Origin of the sequence: Donghicola eburneus (genome assembly GCF_900115865.1) — a bacterium.
GTDB lineage: Bacteria > Pseudomonadota > Alphaproteobacteria > Rhodobacterales > Rhodobacteraceae > Donghicola > Donghicola eburneus.
In genome coordinates, this window is sequence record NZ_FOXY01000002.1 from 397,260 (window position 1) to 414,126 (window position 16,867).

At 60.0% G+C, this 16,867-nt stretch carries 17 protein-coding genes; 5 read left to right on the forward strand and 12 right to left on the reverse strand.

The window, feature by feature from the left end; all coding sequences use genetic code 11:
* Positions 1-3 precede the first annotated feature (3 nt).
* Both BM225_RS04555 and ftsY read right to left on the reverse strand, forming a co-directional pair.
* Entirely contained in the window at positions 4-906 is a 903-nt protein-coding gene (locus BM225_RS04555) for an EamA family transporter (protein WP_072707198.1), read from the reverse strand.
* Positions 907-996: 90 nt separating this feature from the next.
* Positions 997-2,088: a signal recognition particle-docking protein FtsY gene (gene ftsY / locus BM225_RS04560; RefSeq protein ID WP_072707200.1), complete on the reverse strand. Its 1,092-nt coding sequence runs from the start codon at positions 2,086-2,088 to the stop codon at positions 997-999.
* Between the two features lie 112 nt (positions 2,089-2,200).
* Between ftsY and BM225_RS04565 the strand changes: the two genes are divergently transcribed.
* Entirely contained in the window at positions 2,201-2,596 is a 396-nt protein-coding gene (locus tag BM225_RS04565; protein ID WP_072707202.1) for a hypothetical protein, read from the forward strand.
* Here the strand turns inward: BM225_RS04565 and xseA are convergent.
* On the reverse strand, positions 2,593-4,137 hold the full coding sequence (gene xseA, locus BM225_RS04570; protein ID WP_072707205.1) for an exodeoxyribonuclease VII large subunit: 1,545 nt from the start codon (positions 4,135-4,137) through the stop codon (positions 2,593-2,595). The genes BM225_RS04565 and xseA overlap by 4 nt on opposite strands.
* 72 nt (positions 4,138-4,209) lie before the next feature.
* Between xseA and purD the strand changes: the two genes are divergently transcribed.
* Positions 4,210-5,478 carry a phosphoribosylamine--glycine ligase gene (gene purD / locus BM225_RS04575; RefSeq protein WP_072707207.1) on the forward strand — a complete coding sequence of 423 codons (1,269 nt, stop codon included), beginning with the start codon at positions 4,210-4,212 and terminating at the stop codon, positions 5,476-5,478.
* Positions 5,479-5,556: 78 nt separating this feature from the next.
* Here purD and BM225_RS04580 read toward each other — a convergent pair whose 3' ends face one another.
* Complete coding sequence (locus BM225_RS04580) at positions 5,557-6,300, reverse strand: FG-GAP repeat domain-containing protein (protein ID WP_072707209.1); 744 nt, start codon at positions 6,298-6,300, stop codon at positions 5,557-5,559.
* Positions 6,300-6,623: a 2Fe-2S iron-sulfur cluster-binding protein gene (locus BM225_RS04585; RefSeq protein ID WP_072707211.1), complete on the reverse strand. Its 324-nt coding sequence runs from the start codon at positions 6,621-6,623 to the stop codon at positions 6,300-6,302. The genes BM225_RS04580 and BM225_RS04585 overlap by 1 nt, the downstream gene beginning before the upstream one ends.
* 157 nt (positions 6,624-6,780) lie before the next feature.
* Here BM225_RS04585 and BM225_RS04590 point away from each other — a divergent pair, with 157 nt between their 5' ends.
* Positions 6,781-7,344: a peptidoglycan-binding domain-containing protein gene (locus BM225_RS04590; RefSeq protein WP_245780411.1), complete on the forward strand. Its 564-nt coding sequence runs from the start codon at positions 6,781-6,783 to the stop codon at positions 7,342-7,344.
* 63 nt (positions 7,345-7,407) lie between these two features.
* Here the strand turns inward: BM225_RS04590 and BM225_RS04595 are convergent, their stop codons facing one another.
* The 6 genes from BM225_RS04595 to rpiA all read right to left on the reverse strand — a co-directional run bounded on the left by BM225_RS04595 (position 7,408) and on the right by rpiA (position 13,465).
* A complete protein-coding gene (locus BM225_RS04595; protein ID WP_420809845.1) occupies positions 7,408-8,871 on the reverse strand; it encodes a DegQ family serine endoprotease in 1,464 nt (487 codons plus the stop codon).
* Between the two features lie 113 nt (positions 8,872-8,984).
* The gene (locus tag BM225_RS04600; protein ID WP_072707215.1) at positions 8,985-9,182 is read right to left on the reverse strand and encodes a DUF2065 domain-containing protein; all 198 of its coding nucleotides are present in this window, start codon (positions 9,180-9,182) and stop codon (positions 8,985-8,987) included.
* Positions 9,182-10,069 carry a protease modulator HflC gene (hflC, locus tag BM225_RS04605; protein ID WP_072707217.1) on the reverse strand — a complete coding sequence of 296 codons (888 nt, stop codon included), beginning with the start codon at positions 10,067-10,069 and terminating at the stop codon, positions 9,182-9,184. Before hflC ends, BM225_RS04600 begins: the two co-directional genes overlap by 1 nt.
* A gap of 1 nt (position 10,070) precedes the next feature.
* Positions 10,071-11,231, reverse strand: a complete 1,161-nt coding sequence (gene hflK, locus BM225_RS04610) for an FtsH protease activity modulator HflK (protein WP_072707219.1) — start codon at positions 11,229-11,231, stop codon at positions 10,071-10,073.
* A 64-nt stretch (positions 11,232-11,295) separates the two neighbouring features.
* Positions 11,296-12,654 carry a glutathione-disulfide reductase gene (gene gorA, locus BM225_RS04615; RefSeq protein WP_072707221.1) on the reverse strand — a complete coding sequence of 453 codons (1,359 nt, stop codon included), beginning with the start codon at positions 12,652-12,654 and terminating at the stop codon, positions 11,296-11,298.
* Between the two features lie 28 nt (positions 12,655-12,682).
* A complete protein-coding gene (rpiA, locus tag BM225_RS04620; RefSeq protein WP_072707223.1) occupies positions 12,683-13,465 on the reverse strand; it encodes a ribose-5-phosphate isomerase RpiA in 783 nt (260 codons plus the stop codon).
* Positions 13,466-13,862: 397 nt separating this feature from the next.
* On the opposite strand from rpiA, the gene BM225_RS04625 reads away from it, so the two are divergent.
* Together BM225_RS04625 and BM225_RS04630 are read left to right on the forward strand one after the other, a co-directional pair.
* A complete protein-coding gene (locus BM225_RS04625) occupies positions 13,863-15,236 on the forward strand; it encodes an L-serine ammonia-lyase (protein WP_072707225.1) in 1,374 nt (457 codons plus the stop codon).
* A gap of 7 nt (positions 15,237-15,243) precedes the next feature.
* Positions 15,244-16,161 (forward strand): DMT family transporter, encoded by a 918-nt coding sequence (locus BM225_RS04630; RefSeq protein ID WP_245780412.1) that lies wholly within the window; start codon positions 15,244-15,246, stop codon positions 16,159-16,161.
* Between the two features lies 1 nt (position 16,162).
* Here BM225_RS04630 and BM225_RS04635 read toward each other — a convergent pair whose 3' ends face one another.
* The gene (locus BM225_RS04635; RefSeq protein ID WP_092463882.1) at positions 16,163-16,840 is read right to left on the reverse strand and encodes a thiamine diphosphokinase; all 678 of its coding nucleotides are present in this window, start codon (positions 16,838-16,840) and stop codon (positions 16,163-16,165) included.
* Positions 16,841-16,867 lie beyond the last annotated feature (27 nt).

A 16,867-nucleotide genomic window follows, 5' to 3' on the forward strand; every position in this document is an offset into this window, starting at 1 on the left:
GGGTTAACCTCCGAATTCAACGACGACCGCCCCGAGGGCAATCAAGGACATAAGAGCGATGCGGCGGGGGCCGACTTTCTCGCCTAGGACGATCCATCCGATCAGGGCGGCAAACACGGTCGAGGTCTCGCGCAGAACCGCAGCCTCGCCGACCTTGTCCAGACGAGTTGCCAGCATAATGGTGCCGAAGCTGCCGAATGCAACCAGTCCGCCGATCACACCTCGGAGGGCGAGCGGACCGAAGTCAGGCTTCACCTCCATCGCGCGCCAGCGTTTTGCCGCGTAGATCGGCATCGCAATCCCGTCGATGAAGAAGAACCATGCCAAGAAGGTGAAAGGGTCTGCTGTCGCACGAATACCGTAGGCGTCATAAGTGGTGTAAAGCGCCACAAACGCGCCTGTGATAAAGGCAAGCCCCAACGCGGGCAGCAGTGTCTCGCGGTCCACGTCGATGTGGATGTAGTTATAGAGCGCAAGGCCGAAGATACCCGCCAGCAAAATGCCAACCCCGAGCCATTGGGTTGGGGCAAAGGTCTCTCCAAAGATCAGGAAGGCGGCGACCACCGTGAACAAGGGACCTGTGCCGCGCACTACGGGGTAAACGACCGTATAGGCCCCGCGCGTGTACGCCATCGCCTGCAGGACTTTGTAAGCCAAATGGATCAGGAACATGCCCGCAAAGATTGGCCACATATGCGCTTCGGGCCACGGGACGACGAAAAGAGCGAAAGGCATCGCCATCAGACCATAGCTCAGGTCCATCGCGCCGCGGCTAAGCCACGGGTCGTGACGCCCCTTTTGCAACGCGCCGAAGAATGCATGCAGGATTGCGGCGGAAACGGCGAGGATCAGGGCGAGGTGATGGCCCGCTTCGGTGCCTTCGAGAGAGAGGAGCCAATTGCTCAAGAGGTGCGCCTTTCGGGGACCGGGAATGGGGGCGCTGCCCCCGCCCGCTATCGCGGACTCCCCCGGAGTATTTGGGCAAAGATGAAAGGGTTACTCGAGGCCGACGAGCGCCTTGGCGAAATCTTCGGGATCAAAGGCGTCGAGGTCATCAATCTGCTCGCCCACACCGATGGCGTGGATCGGCAGACCGAACTTGTCCGCGAGCGCGACCAAGACACCGCCGCGTGCGGTGCCGTCGAGCTTGGTCATCACGAGGCCAGAGACGTCGGCGATTTGTTTGAAGATTTCGACCTGCGTGACCGCGTTCTGACCTGTCGTCGCGTCCAGCACCAACAGCGTGTTATGCGGTGCGTCAGGGTCTTTTTTACGGATCACGCGAACGATTTTCGCGAGCTCTTCCATGAGATCGGCGCGGTTTTGCAGGCGGCCAGCGGTGTCAATCATCAGAAGGTCTGCGCCTTCGGCCTCGGCCTTGGTCATCGCCTCGTAGGCGAGGCTTGCGGGGTCCGAGCCTTCGGGTGCGGTCAGAACGGGCACGTCGGCGCGCTGGCCCCAGACCTGAAGCTGCTCGACCGCAGCGGCACGGAAGGTGTCACCCGCAGCAATCACCACGTTTTTGCCCGCAGCTTTGAACTGGCTGGCAAGTTTACCGATGGTAGTGGTTTTGCCCGATCCGTTGACGCCGACGACCAGAACGACTTGCGGCTTTTTGGGGTAGAGCGGCAGGGGACGCGCAACACCCTCCATGATGCGGGTGATTTCACGGGCAAGAAGTTCTTTGATCTGGGTCTGGCTGACGCGCTGACCAAGGTGGCTTTGGGCAATGTTGGCCGCGACACGCTGCGCGGTTTCGACCCCCATGTCCGAAGCGACGAGCAAATCCTCGAGCTCCTCGAGCATGTCATCGTCGAGGGTCCTCTTTGGGCCAGTATCGGCACCCGTGAGTCGCCCCAAAATGCCCGTTTTTGCGGGCGCGGGCGCGGCGGGCTGCGCTGGCGCAGGTGCCGGTTCAGACGATGGGGCCGGTTCTGGCGCGGGTGCAGGCGTCGGCGCAGGTGTAGGCTCGGGGCTTTGTGCCTCGGTGGTTTCTTCTGCGCCATCCTCGATCAACGCCTCCAGACCCTGATCGAGTTTGGAGGAAGATTTGAACATCCGGTCGCGGAGCTTGCGGAAAAACGCCATGGGCACCCCTTTTTCTATCCGCGACAGAGGTAAACCTTCTGTGGATGAAAGAAAAGGCGCGGGACACTCGAAAAATACCGTCCTATGCTGCGCGCAAACCTCCGGAGTTTTTATGCTGCGCCTTATTACTTTTATTGCTTTGATTTTTCCCGCCCTCGGGCATGCCGAAACCCTTCTCAGCGCCGAGGAATTTGCCGCCCGCGTCGAGGGCAAAGTGCTGACCTACGGTCTGTCAGGTGAGCCTTATGGCGCGGAAGAGTACCTGCCCGATCGCCGCGTGCGCTGGTCTTTTCTGGATGGCGAATGCGACGAGGGGTTCTGGTATCCCGAAGGCGACGCGATCTGCTTTGTCTATCAGGACACCCCCACACCGCAGTGCTGGAAGTTCTTTGACTCTGGCGCAGGCATCCGTGCCGATTTTCTGAGCGATCCTGCCGATGACAGCCTGTACGAGGTCGATCGGGGAGAAGGGCCGCTCTATTGCACGGGTCCAGAGGTCGGCGTTTAAAATAGGCTGCCTTGCGTGGGGCCGCTGTCCTTGGGCTTTTTCGCGGGTTTCGCGGCACCACCGATTCTCATGCGGCCATCGGCGAATTCGATCTCGATCGCACCTGCGTTTTGCGCTGCCTCTTTGGTCGTGACGACGTGACTGTCGGCACGGACCACGGCATAGCCGCGTTCCAGCGTTTTGCGATAGCTGAGGGTTTCTAGCAGGCGGCCTGCTGCATCCAGTCTTTCGGCGCGTTTGTCGCTCAGGCGTTTGTGGCTATCGGCCAAGCGCTGCGTCAGACGGTCTAAATCTGCGGTTTGGCGCGTAATCTCGGCGCTCAGCGCCTCGGGGCGCAAACGGGCGGCGCGCGCAAGGAAGGCATCTTTGCGGTTGGCGCTAAGCCGAGTTTGAGCTGGTGTCAGGCGCGCAGCCAGTTTGGTGGTCCGGTCCGCTTCGGTCTGAATGGCGCGGCGCAAGGTGGCGGGGCGCAAGGAGCCGCCCGCTTCGGACAGACGAAGGCGGCGCGCATCGACGCTACGGCGCAGGGCAGCGGGCAAACGTTCGGAGGCATAGTCCAGACGCTGACGGGCGGGTTCGACCAACCGTTCAGGGCGCGGCAGGGCGCGGGACAGATCGCGCAGGCGTTGGCCGCGCAGATCAAGCCCTCGGGTCAGGCCACGTCCCAAACGCGCGGCGAAATCATCCAGAGCAAACATCAGATCCGTGCGCACGGGCACCGCGATTTCCGCCGCTGCGGTGGGGGTTGGCGCACGGCGGTCACTGACAAAGTCGATCAGCGTGGTGTCGGTCTCGTGCCCCACCGCAGAAATCAGCGGGATGTCAGAGGCAGCGGCGGCGCGCGCAACGATTTCTTCGTTGAAACCCCAGAGGTCCTCGAGCGAGCCGCCGCCGCGCGCGACGATCAGCACATCGGGACGCGGCATAGCACCGCCGGGAGTCAGGCGGTTGAACCCTTCGATCGCGCGGGCCACTTCGGGGGCGCATTTTTCACCCTGCACGGCGACGGGCCAAATCAAGACCTTGCGCGGGAAGCGGTCGCGCAGGCGGTGCAGAATATCGCGGATCACCGCGCCAGAGGGCGAGGTCACCACACCGATGATCTCTGGCAGATAGGGCAAAGGCCGCTTGCGGGCGGGATCGAACAGCCCCTCCCCCTCCAGCTTCTTCTTGCGGGCCTCAAGCATGGCCATCAGAGCGCCCACACCGGCGGGGCGCATATCCTCGATCACCATCTGATATTTCGACTGTCCGGGAAATGTGGTCAGACGGCCCGTAGCGATAACCTCCAGCCCTTCTTCGGGGCGGGTGGGAAAACGGCTTGCGACGCCCTTCCAGATAACCGAGGCCAGAACGGATTTGTCGTCTTTCAGGTCCAGATAGACATGACCTGACCGCGGAAAGGACACCCGCCCGATTTCTGCGCGAATCCGGATATGGCTGAATTCGCCCTCGATCATGCGCTTTACCGCGCCTGACACCTCGGAGACGGTGAATTCTGGGGCATTGCCGCCCGGTGCCTCGTCCTCGAACAGGTCCATACTTGCCTCGCTTGTTCTTTGGTTGATCCCAAACTAGAACGCCAGCAACGAAAACCCAAGCGGGAGTAGCCCATGAACATCCTGATCCTTGGCGGCGGTGGCCGCGAACATGCGCTGGCGTGGGCCGTGTCGCAGAACCCCAAGTGCGATAAACTGATCGTCGCCCCCGGCAACGCGGGCATCGCACAGATCGCCACCTGCGCCACACTGAACGCCGAGGACCCCGCAGCGGTCGTGCAGTTCGCTGAAGCCGAAGCCATTGATCTGGTCATCATCGGCCCCGAAGCGCCCTTGGCTGCGGGCGTCGCAGACCGCCTGCGCGAGGCCCAAATTCCCGTGTTCGGGCCCAATGCAGCGGCGGCCCGTCTGGAGGCCTCGAAAAGCTTTACCAAGGAAATCTGTGACGCGGTTGGCGCGCCCACAGCTGCCTATGCTCGCTTTACCGATGCCGAGCCTGCCAAAGCCTATATCCGCGAGCAAGGCGCACCCATCGTGGTCAAGGCCGACGGTCTGGCGGCGGGCAAAGGCGTGATCGTCGCGATGGAAGTGGACGAAGCGCTGGCGGCGATTGACGACATGTTCGGCGGCGCATTCGGTGCGGCTGGCGCAGAGGTCGTGATCGAAGAATTCATGACCGGCGAAGAGGCCAGCTTCTTTGTATTGGTCGATGGCGAAGACGTGTTGCCTGTTGGCACCGCCCAAGACCACAAGCGCGTGGGCGAAGGCGACACCGGCCCGAACACCGGCGGCATGGGTGCCTATTCGCCTGCCCCGATCATGGACGCGTCTGTGACCGACAAAGCACTGGAAGAGATCGTGCGTCCAACCATGGCCGAGATGGCCCGTCGCGGCATGCCCTATTCGGGCGTTCTGTACGTGGGTCTGATGATCGAAGATGGGCAGCCGCGTCTGGTGGAATATAACGTCCGCTTTGGCGATCCCGAATGTCAGGTGCTGATGCTGCGCCTTGGCGCGCAGGCGCTGGACCTCATCCAAGCCTGTGCCGAGAGCCGCCTCTCAGAAGTCACCGTGAACTGGGCTGACGATCACGCGATGACCGTTGTCATGGCTGCCGAGGGCTATCCCGGCAGCTACGTCAAAGGCACCGAAATCAAAGGGCTCGACGCAATCGAGAACGACAGCATGAACGTCGTCTTTCACGCGGGCACCAAAGCCGAAGGCGGCAAGGTCTTGGCTACCGGTGGCCGCGTATTGAACGTGACTGCGCGCGGTGAGAGCCTGCAAGAAGCCCGCGATCGTGCCTATGCTATGGTAGATCGGGTGGAATGGCCCGAAGGCTTCTGCCGCCGTGATATCGGCTGGCGTCAGCTGCAGCGTTGAGCGGGCTGGGGGCGCTGCCCCCTCTTGGCCTCGGGCCGAGGCCAATTCACCCCTGGGGTATTTTTGCCGAGATGAAGATCAGGGCGCGCAGGAAAGCGCGCTCTGAATCGTTTGGGGGTCTTCGTATTTCGCAAGACGGCGCGATTTGAGTTCACCATCGACCAAAGTGGTCGCGATGACTTGGCTCCAGTCGCCATTTGCAGTGACGATCTCGGGCGTGCCGTCCCCTTCGCATGTGCGGATGCCACCAACGATATAAGGCCACCCGATCTGGTGGTTGGTCAGGCCATCTTGGTCCGCGATGGGCGTCAGACGCACCGTGCTCTCGGTCTTTGAATGTTCGATCCGCGTATAGCGGTAGATGCGCAGGGTTTTGTCCAAATGCGGGCGGTCGATATAGGCAATTTCCATGTTGCCGTCGCCATCCAGATCTTCTGCGCCGATCTTCGCGAGCCAGCGGTGCTTTCTGCCGATAAAGGGGGTCGCGATTAGCATCGACAATGTGCCTGTCGAGATACCGTAAATCGCAAGGCGCGAGCCGAGTTCCTCGTGGCTTTCGACCGTCAGAAGTTCGGCGCTGCCGTCGTTGTCGAGATCAACGATGAGCGGCTCGGTGTCTTCGAACACGATCTGCTTGGCCCATTCGAGCGAGAATTCGCGATCCTCGTCCGTGCGCACGATCAGCTTGGTGTATTCGACCGGATCGCCAAGGACCTCATGATCATAGCGCGTGGTCGGGCCATCATAGCCCGCCCACGTGATTGTCTCGGCCAGTGCCGGCGATGCCCCAAGGGCCAGAGCCAGTGTGACCGAGCGCAGCATCAGATTTGCTTCTCGGGCATTTGCACAACAAGACCGTCGAGCGCGTCAGACACCTTGATCTGGCAGGTTAAACGCGAGCGTGCAGGATCGGGCTCGTAGGCGAAGTCCAGCATGTCTTCTTCCATCGGGTCTTTTGCAGGCAGCTTTTCAACCCAGTCGGGGGCAACGTAAACGTGGCAGGTCGAGCAGGCGCAAGCCCCGCCGCAGTCTGCCTCGATCCCCGGAATGCCGTTGTCGCGCGCGCCTTCCATCACGGTCAGGCCATTCGCCACATCGACCACGTGCTGTGTGCCGTTATGCTCGATGTATGTAATTTTCGCCATCTTGCTGGTCTTCCCTTTCAAGTCCTCTTTAGTACCTAGACAATGAAGACGGGTCTCGCCAGTAGGAAAATCGGCGCAGGATCACTGGACTAGGCCAAGTCATTGTTTCAAGGTATCTTTGCCTGAAAACCGGTGAACACACGGTCGAGGAAGAGTGGTGACAAGGTTAAATTTACAGCTGTTTTCGCTGGGACTCGCGATGCTGGTCCAAGGCTGCGGCGGCGGAGTGATTACAACAGCTTACCTGTCCGAGCCCGACAGCATCGGGTATCACAGTGATGGTCCGGCGGGGGCAGCCCCCGGAACCTGCTGGGGGGTGGAGTTCACCCCGGCCGTCATTGAGACTGTGACCGAAGATATCCTTGTGGCACCGGCCAGCACTTTGCCAGACGGCACCCCCCAGCCGCCCGTCTATCGCACCACCACGCGGCAAGAGATTGTGCAGGACCGCGGAGAGCAGTGGTTCGAGACACCTTGCGAAAAGGATTTGACCCCAGACTTCATCGCATCGCTACAACGGGCGCTGGAATTGCGGGGCTATTTGCGGGGAAACCCTGACGGGGTTTTAGACATTCGAACCAAGCGGGCCATCCAGTCTTTTCAACGGGATTTCGGGCTGGACAGCGATGTCCTGAGTATGCGCGCTGCGCGGCAACTGGGGCTTGTCGCCTATGGCCGAGAAGAATTCGGCGTTGCCGAGACGCGACCGTCAGCCCGGTAAACGTAAAAAAGGGCGCGACCGAAGTACGCGCCCTCCTCCCTGTTTTTTTTGGCGCAGACCAGATTAGTCCTGTTCGACGGTCAGCGCGACAAAGCGTGGCTCGCCCATGCGGCGGATCAGCAACAGCAGCGACTTGCGGCCAGCATCGCGGGTTTCCTCGATGCGGGTTTGCAGGTCATCGATCGCTTCGATCGGCTGCTGGCCAGCCTCAGTGATTACGTCGCCTGCACGCAGACCCTTTTCATAGGCTTCGCTATCTTCTGCGACCTCTGTGATGACCAGGCCTTTGCTTGCGGGCGGCAGTTCCAGTTCCGAGCGTACTTCGTCGGTCAATTCCGACAGGCTCATGCCTAGAACTTCGGCGCTCGACGGTTCAGCCATTTCCGCAGGTGCGGTAGCTTCGCTGCCTTCGGCTGTTTCGCGGCGGCCCAACGTCACCAGAATGGTCTGGCTCTTGCCTTCGCGGAACACGACCACGCGGACTGCTTTGCCATCGGGGGTATCGCCGACCTGACGGACCAAGCTACGGGTGTCTTCGACTTCGACACCGTCAAAGCTGGTGATCACATCGCCTGCCAGAATGCCAGCATCCTCGGCAGGACCCGGAGGTACGTCGGTGACTAGAGCACCCTTAGCCTCTTCGAGGCCCATTGCTTCGGCCACATCAGGCGTCACGTCCTGAATGCGGACACCCAGCCAGCCACGGCGGGTTTCGCCAAACTCTTGCAGCTGATCGACAACTTTGGACACGACGTTGGATGCCATCGAGAAACCAATGCCGATTGAGCCACCGTTGGGCGAAAGAATCGCGGTGTTCACACCAACGACTTCACCAGTCATGTTGAACAGCGGGCCGCCGGAATTGCCGCGGTTGATCGCTGCGTCGGTCTGGATGTAGTCATCATAGCTGCCCGACAGCTCGCGATTGCGGGCCGAGACGATACCAGCCGACACAGAGAAGCTCTGCCCCAGCGGGTTGCCAACGGCCAGCACCCAGTCGCCGACGCGGGCGGTGTCGCTGTCACCGAAGGGCACAAACGGCAGCGGCTCTTCGGCTTCTACCTTCAGGAGGGCAATATCGGTTTTGGGATCAGTGCCAATCACCTCTGCGGCCAAATTCTTGCCACTGGTGAATTCGATCATGATCTCGTCTGCGTTTTCGATCACGTGGTTATTGGTCACCACAAAGCCGTCTTCGCTGATCACGAAGCCAGACCCGAGGGCCGAGCTACGACGCGGCTGCTGGGGACCGTTCGGGTTCTGGAACTGGCGGAAAAAGTCTTCGAAGGGCGAACCTTCGGGCACCTGAGGACCGGGGCCGGTATTGACCTCGACCATGGTCGACGTGGTGATGTTCACCACCGCAGGACTGACTTGCTCGGCAAGATCGGCAAAGCTATCGGGGGCCGCTTTGACGGTGGTCGCTAGACCTTGGGCCATCGTCATAACCGCGACCAGCCCCGCCATGACAACCATCCGAGCCGAAGTCGTGCTGCGGCGTGCAATCGTCTGAGTCTGGGAATTCAATTGGGGTCTCCTTCTGGAACACGAGCCGTGTGCATTGTTGAACACCTAGGGTCGCGTTAACGCAACACAAAGGCCGGTAAGATTATCTCAAGACGATGTGATGAGATGAAACTTCACTGCGGCAAGGCATCGAAGGTTATCGCAACCAGCGCGACACCGACCGCCATCGCCGCCAAACCCATCATCCGGCGGTCTTCTGTCGACAGCTGCCTCATGGCTTCGAGCATACGCTCAATAAGCGAAGGGGCCAGCGCATAGGCCAGCCCCTCGATCACCAGAACCAGCCCTATGGCCAGAATGGCAGTTTGCATCAGTTGGCTCCGGCCTCTGGATTGTCGTTCTTCAGATAGTCAAAGAACTGGCTGTTCGGAGTCATCACCATGCTGCTGTTGCCACCCTGAAGGGCGTTCTCATAGGCCTGCAAAGACCGGTAGAAGGCAAAGAACTCTGGGTCAGCGCCAAATGCTTCGGCGAACACATTGTTCCGCTGCGCGTCAGCTTCACCGCGAACGATTTGCGCTTCGCGCTCTGCCTCGGACAGGGTTTCCACCACGGTACGATCTGCGGTCGCACGCACACGCTGCGCCGCTTCGTTACCACGGGCGATCTCGTCAGCGGCTTCGCGTTCACGCTCGGCGCGCATACGGGCAAAGGTGGCCTCAAGGTTCTGCATCGGCAGGTTGGTCTGCTTCAGGCGCACGTCCACCACGTCCAGACCCAAGCTACGCGCTTGGACACGGGCGTTGTCGCGAATACGCAGCATCAGCGAGCCGCGCTCCTCGGAGAGGATGGTGTCCGAGGTGACCTGATCAGCACCCAGGACTTCGCGGATCTGCGCGTTCAAGATCGAGCTCAGGCGGTCTTCGGCGGCACGAATGCCCCCTACACCAACGGCCTGACGGAACTGCACGACATCGGCGATGCGGTAGCGCGCGAATGCGTCAACGACCAAACGACGATCATCCGACGGCGTGACCTCGATCACATCGGTGTCCAGAGACAAGATGCGATCGTCATATTTCACAACGTCTTGGATCAGCGGAATCTTGATCGCGAGGCCGGGCTCTTCCTTGACCGCTTTGATCTGACCGAACTGCAAGACAAGCGCCTTCTCGCGTTCGTCGACCACATAGAGCGAGGACAGAATAACCGCGATAACGACGACGATGGCGGGCAGGATGATGGCTGATTTACGCATCTTAGTTACCTCCCTGCGAGCTGTTTCGATTCAGTTCATTAAGCGGCAGGTAAGGCACGACATTGCCGCCGTTTTCACCGCTGACCAGCGCCTCGTCCAGAATGGTCTTGTCGACACTGCCAAGGACCTTTTCCATCGTCTCGATATAGAGACGGCGGCGGGTCACTTCGGGCGCTTTCTCGTACTCGGCCAAAACAGCGCTGAAGCGCGATGCTTCACCCAAGGCGTCGTTCACTACGCGGGCACGGTAGCCTTCGGCCTCTTCGAGGGTCTGAGCCGCTTCACCGCGGGCTTCCGCCAGAACACGGTTCGCATAGGCATCCGCCTGACGCTGCAGACGATCACGCTCTTGCTCAGCAGCCTGCACTTCGCGGAAGGCATCAATCACTTCGCTCGGCGGGTCTGCACGATCAAGGTTCACACGCACAACGCTGATGCCGCTGTCATATTCGTCCAGCGTCGCTTGAATGTTCTGCATTGCGGTATCCGCAATCAGACCACGGTCACGGTTCAGGATCGGCGCAAGGGTCGAGGCCGCGATGATTTCGCGCATGACCGACTCGGACACAGCCTGAACCGTCAACTGGGGATCACGGATGTTGAACAGCAATTTCGCGGGGTCGTTGATATTCCAAACGACTTGGAAGTCGATGTCCACGATGTTTGCATCAGTGGTCAGCATCAGGCCATTGCCATTTCCGCCGCGCGAGACGCCCACGTCTTCGGTCCGTTCCGAGGTCACATTGATAACTTCTGCAGTCACCAGCGGCCAAGGCGCGAAGTTCAGACCAGGATTGCCAGTGCTGTAATATTCGCCAAGGAACAGTTCAACAGACTGTTCTTCGGGTTTCACGGTGTAAAAGCTGCCGAACGCCCACAAGGCAACTGCCGCCAATACGCCGAGCCCAATGGTGCCGCGGCCCAAGCTTGGTCCGCCGCCGCCATTGCCACCACCGGTCGAGCCACCGTTGCCACCGCGACCGCCCATCAGGACGCGCAGCTGCTCTTGGCCCTTTTTCACCAGTTCGTCGATTTCGGGGATTTGGTCATTGCCCTTAGGAGGACGCTGGCCATTGTTGTCGCCACCCCCTCCGTTCGATCCGCGGTTGCCACCGCCACCAGAGCCTCCGCCGCCCCAGGGGCCGCTCCCGTTTCCAGCCATATAGCCTCTTCCCTTTCGTTTTTCTGTTAGGCTTTGCCCTAAGGTGAGGGCAAAGCCTGAGAATTCAAGCCGTGCGGGTTGGATTCCGCATGGTCACAAGTTCTTCGGACATGGTCGGGTGTACGGCGCACACGCGATCAAAGTCCTCTTTGGTTGCACCCATTTTAACGGCGATCCCCGCAAGTTGGATCATTTCGCCCGCCCCGGGCGCGACGATATGGCACCCCAGCACCTTGCGGGTTTCCTGACTGACAATCAACTTCATGAGGACGCGCGCCTGACTGCCCGCAAAGGCGGTCTGCATTGGGCGGAACGATGTCACATAGACTTCGATCGGTTCCTGCGCCGCTGCGGCCTCTTCGCTCAGGCCGACAGTGCCCATCTCGGGCTGGGTAAAGACAGCGCTGGGGATCAGGTCGTGATCGACAGCGGTCTTGTTGCCTTTGAACACCGTTTCGACAAAGGCCATGCCTTCGCGGATCGCAACGGGTGTCAGGTTCACCCGGTTGGTCGCGTCGCCAATCGCGTAGATCGATGGCACAGCGGTCTGGCTGTACTTGTCCACGATCACCTCGTTCGAGCGGCCGAGTTCAATGCCGACCTCTTCGAGACCCATGTTCGTGGTCGCAGGCAGACGGCCGGTCGCGAACATCACTTTGTCATAGGTGTTGGTGTCGCCGTTGGTCGCTTTGGTCCAGATCTGGCCGTTCTCTTCCTTCATCTCCAGCACGTTGGTGCCGGTGTGAAGTTTGATGCCGTTGGCGACCATTTCGTCAGCGATCAGGCCGCGCGCTTCGTCGTCAAAGCCGCGCAAGATTTGCGCACCGCGGTAGTATTGGGTCACTTCGACGCCAAGGCCGTTCATGATGCAGGCAAATTCACAAGCAATGTAGCCACCGCCGACGATCAGCATCTTCTTGGGCAGCTCATCCAGATGGAAGATATCGTCCGACACAATCCCCAGCTCCACACCCGGAATATCGGGGCGCATGGGCGTGCCGCCGGTGGCGATCAGGATTGTTTTGGCGGTCTTTTGGGTGCCGTCAGCCAGTTCAACCGTATGTGCATCCGCGATCCGCGCGCGCTGGTCAAATGTGTCGACGCCAGAGCCAGCCAGCAATTTACGATAGACTCCTTCGAGGCGATCGAGTTCTGCGTTCAACTTGCCCTTGAAAGTGCCCCAGTTGAAGTCGGTGATGCTGGCCTGCCAGCCATACGCCTCGGCTTCGTCTGCCATACCGCTGTATTCGCTTGCGAACACCATCAGCTTCTTGGGTACACAGCCCCGGATCACGCAGGTGCCGCCGTAGCGATCGCCCTCTGCCAGGCCAACCTTGGCCTCTGCTTCGCCTGCCGCGACGCGGGCCGCGCGCACACCGCCCGACCCTCCGCCGATCACGAACAGATCGTAGTCGAAATCCATCTCTTACTCTCTCTCTGTCGGCGCCTGTTCAAATGTCGCGAAAGAGGTTGTCGGACTCGACAAACTCGATCAGCGACTCTTCGACGGTGCCGTTGTTAATGTCCCGGGTTTCGACACGACCGTCGCCGTATCCGATGACCACCCGATCGCAGATATCAATGAACAGCCCGTTTTCAACCACACCAGGCACCTGATTCAACACCATTGCGAGCTGACGCGCATTTCCTATGCGTTTCAGATGCAAATCAATGATGTAATTGCCTTCGTCGGTGATGTAGGGCGTGTCGCCATTCATGCGCAGCGCGGTCTGGCTGCCCATCACATCAAGGCTCGCGACCATCTCTTCGATCAGGGCTTTGCTGGTTTGCCAGCCAAAGGGAATGACCTCGACCGGCAATGGGAAAGCACCCAAGGTATCAACCCCCTTGGCCGCGTCCGCGATCACAACCATCTGGTCGCTGGCCGTCGCCACAATCTTTTCCTGCAGGAGCGCGCCGCCGCCGCCTTTGATCAGGTTCAGATCGCCGTCGAATTCGTCTGCGCCGTCGATGGTCAGGTCCAGCCACTTCGCCTCGTCCAGAGACACGACCTTGATCCCCACATTGCGGGCAAGTTCTGCGGTGCGTGTCGATGTGGGAATGCCTGTCACCCGCAGCCCATGTTCGCGGACAAGCTCCCCGAGACATCGCACCATCCAGGCTGCCGTACTGCCGGTTCCGAGCCCCACACGCATACCATCTTCTACAAACTCAACCGCTCGTTTGGCCGCGACGAATTTTGCCTTATCAATAGGCGAAAGTTCTCCGGTCATCGACAGACTCCATACTGTTTGTCCTGCTTATAGAATGGTTCCCCCTGCTTCGCGAGTGCGAAGGCCGCTTTCCGCAGCGTTTCATAGATAACTTGAGGTATCAGGCTAGACTGACTCGCTGCTTTCGCTGGTTTGACAGCAGCTTCTTCTTTCACTTCACCAAGGGCGTCGGCGACTGCGCATTGAGTATTTTCAGCAAAAAGAAGCGGGCAAAGCTCAGCGCATCGCCCGAAACCGCAAGAGCGGAGTTGCCGAGGCTGCGATTTTGACTGGGTTTGGGCCAAGCTATGAAGGCGTGACGCCATCCCACTTGGGACGGTCGTATTTAGAGCGGTTTGGCTCTGCGCGCTGGGTCATGCTGAGATCAGACTGCGCGATTTGCCCGATTGGAGGATGCATGTTTATTTCGGTCTTTGATGTCTTCAAGATCGGGGTTGGCCCCTCGTCTTCCCACACCATGGGCCCCATGGTGGCTGCGGGCCGCTTTCTGGAATTGCTGCGGGCAGCCCCCTTTACCGCAGATGGTCTAAAGGCATCGCTTCACGGATCTCTGGCTTTCACAGGCGTAGGTCACCACACAGACCGCGCGACCATTCTCGGCCTTGCCGGTTTCACGCCTGCCGAGTTTGACGCCGACCGCGCCGCAGAGGTAATGGCCGAGATTGAAACCACGGGCCGCATCAATCCACCAGACCTGCCCGAAATGGTCTTTGCGCCAAAAGATGACCTGAAGTTCGACTACGGTCCAAACCTGCCCGGACACGCGAACGGTATGATCCTGATGGCGACCGACAAACAAGGCGACGTCATTCTGCAAGAGACCTACTACTCGATCGGCGGAGGATTTGTCCTGACGGCTGACGAGTTGGAGCATGGTGCAGACAAGGATGAGGGCGCCCCTGTTCCCTACCCCTTTAAGTCTGCTGCCGAGATGCTGGAAATGGCCGCAAAGTCCGGCAAAACGATTGCCGAGATGAAGAAGGCGAACGAGTTGACCCGCCGGAGCCATGCCGAGGTAGATCGCGGCCTTGATGCCCTGTGGCAGGTGATGGACGGATGTATCAACCGTGGGCTCGCGAACGAAGGGATCCTACCCGGTGGTCTGAATGTGCGTCGCCGCGCGGCGGGAATTTACAACGCACTGATGGCCGAGCGCGGAATGAACCTGACCGCGCCGCATACGATCAACGACTGGATGAGCACTTACGCCATGGCCGTGAACGAAGAGAACGCGGCGGGCGGTCAGGTCGTGACGGCCCCAACGAACGGCGCGGCAGGCGTGTTGCCCGCGACCATACGTTATTGGCTGGACCACGTGCCGGGCGCGACGCGCACGCGCATCCCCGAATTCCTGCTGACCGCGGCTGCGATTGGCGGCTTGGTTAAATTCAACGCCAGCATCAGCGGAGCCGAAGCTGGTTGTCAGGCCGAGGTTGGCAGCGCAAGCGCCATGGCGGCTGCGGGGCTGTGCGCCGTGATGGGCGGCACGACCGAGCAGATTGAAAACGCGGCCGAAATCGCGCTGGAGCACCACCTCGGGATGACGTGCGATCCGGTCAAAGGCTTGGTGCAGGTGCCCTGCATTGAACGCAACGGCCTTGGCGCGATCAAGGCGGTGAGCGCGGCCAGCCTGTCCCTACGCGGCGACGGCAAGCATCTGGTCCCGCTTGACGCCTGTATTGAAACAATGCGCCAAACCGGCCATGACATGAGCGAGAAATACAAAGAAACCTCTCTTGGGGGGCTCGCCGTCAACATCCCGAACTGCTGAGACCGCATTGGCGAACGACCGCACACTCCTTGGTATCCTCTACATGGTGGGCTTCTGCCTTTTGGCCCCCATCATGGATGCCTTTGCCAAAGCCACACCTGCCGAAATCCCAGCCGCGCAAATCATCACGGCGCGGTTTGTGCTGCAAATCGTGCTGTTGGCGCCGCTCGCGGTGCTGATGGGGAACTTTGCTCTGCCGGATCGACGCTCTGTGGGCATGCATTTCGTGCGCGCGGGATCGCTTCTGCTCGCGACTTGGATGTTCTTTACAGCGATCCGCGAGATGCCTCTGGCCAGCGCGATTTCAATCTTTTTTGTTGAGCCATTTATCCTGACACTTCTCGGCGCGCTGTTCCTGAAAGAGGAAGTCGGTATGCGCCGGATTGTGGCCTGTGTGGTCGGCTTTGGCGGGGCACTTCTGATTATCCAACCTAGCTTCAGCAATGTCGGGCCGGTTGCTCTGTTCCCGCTGGGGACTGCATTTTGCTTTGCGATCTACATGATCCTGACCCGCATGATGTCGCAAAGACTGCATCCCGTGACCACGCAGCTGCATACCGCCGTCGCAGCATCCGTCCTGATCACGCCCGTGCTGTGGTTTTACGACGGAAGCGGGATCGCAGCGCTGGACCCCGTCTGGCCCAACGGGCTGGCGGTCTGGACCCTGCTTGGGGTCGGCGTTATGGCGACCATCTCCCACATTTCGATCACGTTTGCGTTGCGCCATGCTCCTGCAGCAACTATCGCGCCCCTGCAATACCTCGAGATCGTGTCAGCGACGGCCGTGGGCTACCTTATCTTTGACGAATTGCCGAACGGTCTGACGTGGCTGGGGATCGCGATCATCGTGGGGTCTGGCCTATACGTCTTTGCCCGCGAGCGTGCCCGCGATCAGAAACTGAACAAACCGACGCCGCCGCGCTGACCTATGGCCAACGCGTGCTCTGGTTCAACGCCGCAACCGCAGCGTCAGCACAGCCGCGCGGCAAAATAACCAGCATGCGCGGCCCTTCCATCGTCAAGCTTACCCGGCCAGCCTGATCCACGCGATTTGAGGTCCCAACACGCCCATCCGGCTGCATTGGAATGCCATCAATCGGCCAAACCAATCCAGTCGACCGACCCTGTACCGGCCCCATGGGGTACAGCGAAAACGCCGTCCCCTCTGGCATATCCAACGCCAACTCAGGCGGGCAAAGAAAGATAACCTCTTCTTCGGACAAGAGCAGGCACAGCACATTCGCCCGCGCGCAAAGGGTCGAGAACGCCGCTAACGTGTGGTCAAGTCGCCGCCCCGTGAACCCGAGACCCAGAATCATAGGTGCCGCCACGTTCCGGAGACATTTATCGAAATCCGTGCTATCTTGTTCTGATATTGGAAATAGCCTGTTGGGCCCGACTTTTTCGCGCGCCACGTCGGAAACCGAATCGAAATCCCCGATCACGGCGTCAGGAACCCACCCTAATCCCAGCGCCTGATCCGCACCCCCATCGGCCGCGATCAAGCGTTTTGCATATTTTCGGGCCCAAGCGACGTCCTCAGAGGTCACACGACCCCCTCCAATCAGCGCTACTGGCTCGTCATAACAAACAATTACTGCCATAATGCCTTTATTGTATCTTTTTTAGAA

Coding starts and splice junctions, on each gene's coding strand:
- ftsY (WP_072707200.1), bottom strand. CDS start 2,088: ATGGCGTTTTTCCGCAAGCTCCGCGACCGGATGTTCAAATCTTCCTCC.
- BM225_RS04565 (WP_072707202.1), top strand. CDS start 2,201: ATGCTGCGCCTTATTACTTTTATTGCTTTGATTTTTCCCGCCCTCGGG.
- xseA (WP_072707205.1), bottom strand. CDS start 4,137: ATGGACCTGTTCGAGGACGAGGCACCGGGCGGCAATGCCCCAGAATTC.
- purD (WP_072707207.1), top strand. CDS start 4,210: ATGAACATCCTGATCCTTGGCGGCGGTGGCCGCGAACATGCGCTGGCG.
- BM225_RS04580 (WP_072707209.1), bottom strand. CDS start 6,300: ATGCTGCGCTCGGTCACACTGGCTCTGGCCCTTGGGGCATCGCCGGCA.
- BM225_RS04585 (WP_072707211.1), bottom strand. CDS start 6,623: ATGGCGAAAATTACATACATCGAGCATAACGGCACACAGCACGTGGTC.
- BM225_RS04600 (WP_072707215.1), bottom strand. CDS start 9,182: ATGCAAACTGCCATTCTGGCCATAGGGCTGGTTCTGGTGATCGAGGGG.
- hflC (WP_072707217.1), bottom strand. CDS start 10,069: ATGCGTAAATCAGCCATCATCCTGCCCGCCATCGTCGTCGTTATCGCG.
- hflK (WP_072707219.1), bottom strand. CDS start 11,231: ATGGCTGGAAACGGGAGCGGCCCCTGGGGCGGCGGAGGCTCTGGTGGC.
- gorA (WP_072707221.1), bottom strand. CDS start 12,654: ATGGATTTCGACTACGATCTGTTCGTGATCGGCGGAGGGTCGGGCGGT.
- rpiA (WP_072707223.1), bottom strand. CDS start 13,465: ATGACCGGAGAACTTTCGCCTATTGATAAGGCAAAATTCGTCGCGGCC.
- BM225_RS04625 (WP_072707225.1), top strand. CDS start 13,863: ATGTTTATTTCGGTCTTTGATGTCTTCAAGATCGGGGTTGGCCCCTCG.
- BM225_RS04635 (WP_092463882.1), bottom strand. CDS start 16,840: ATGGCAGTAATTGTTTGTTATGACGAGCCAGTAGCGCTGATTGGAGGG.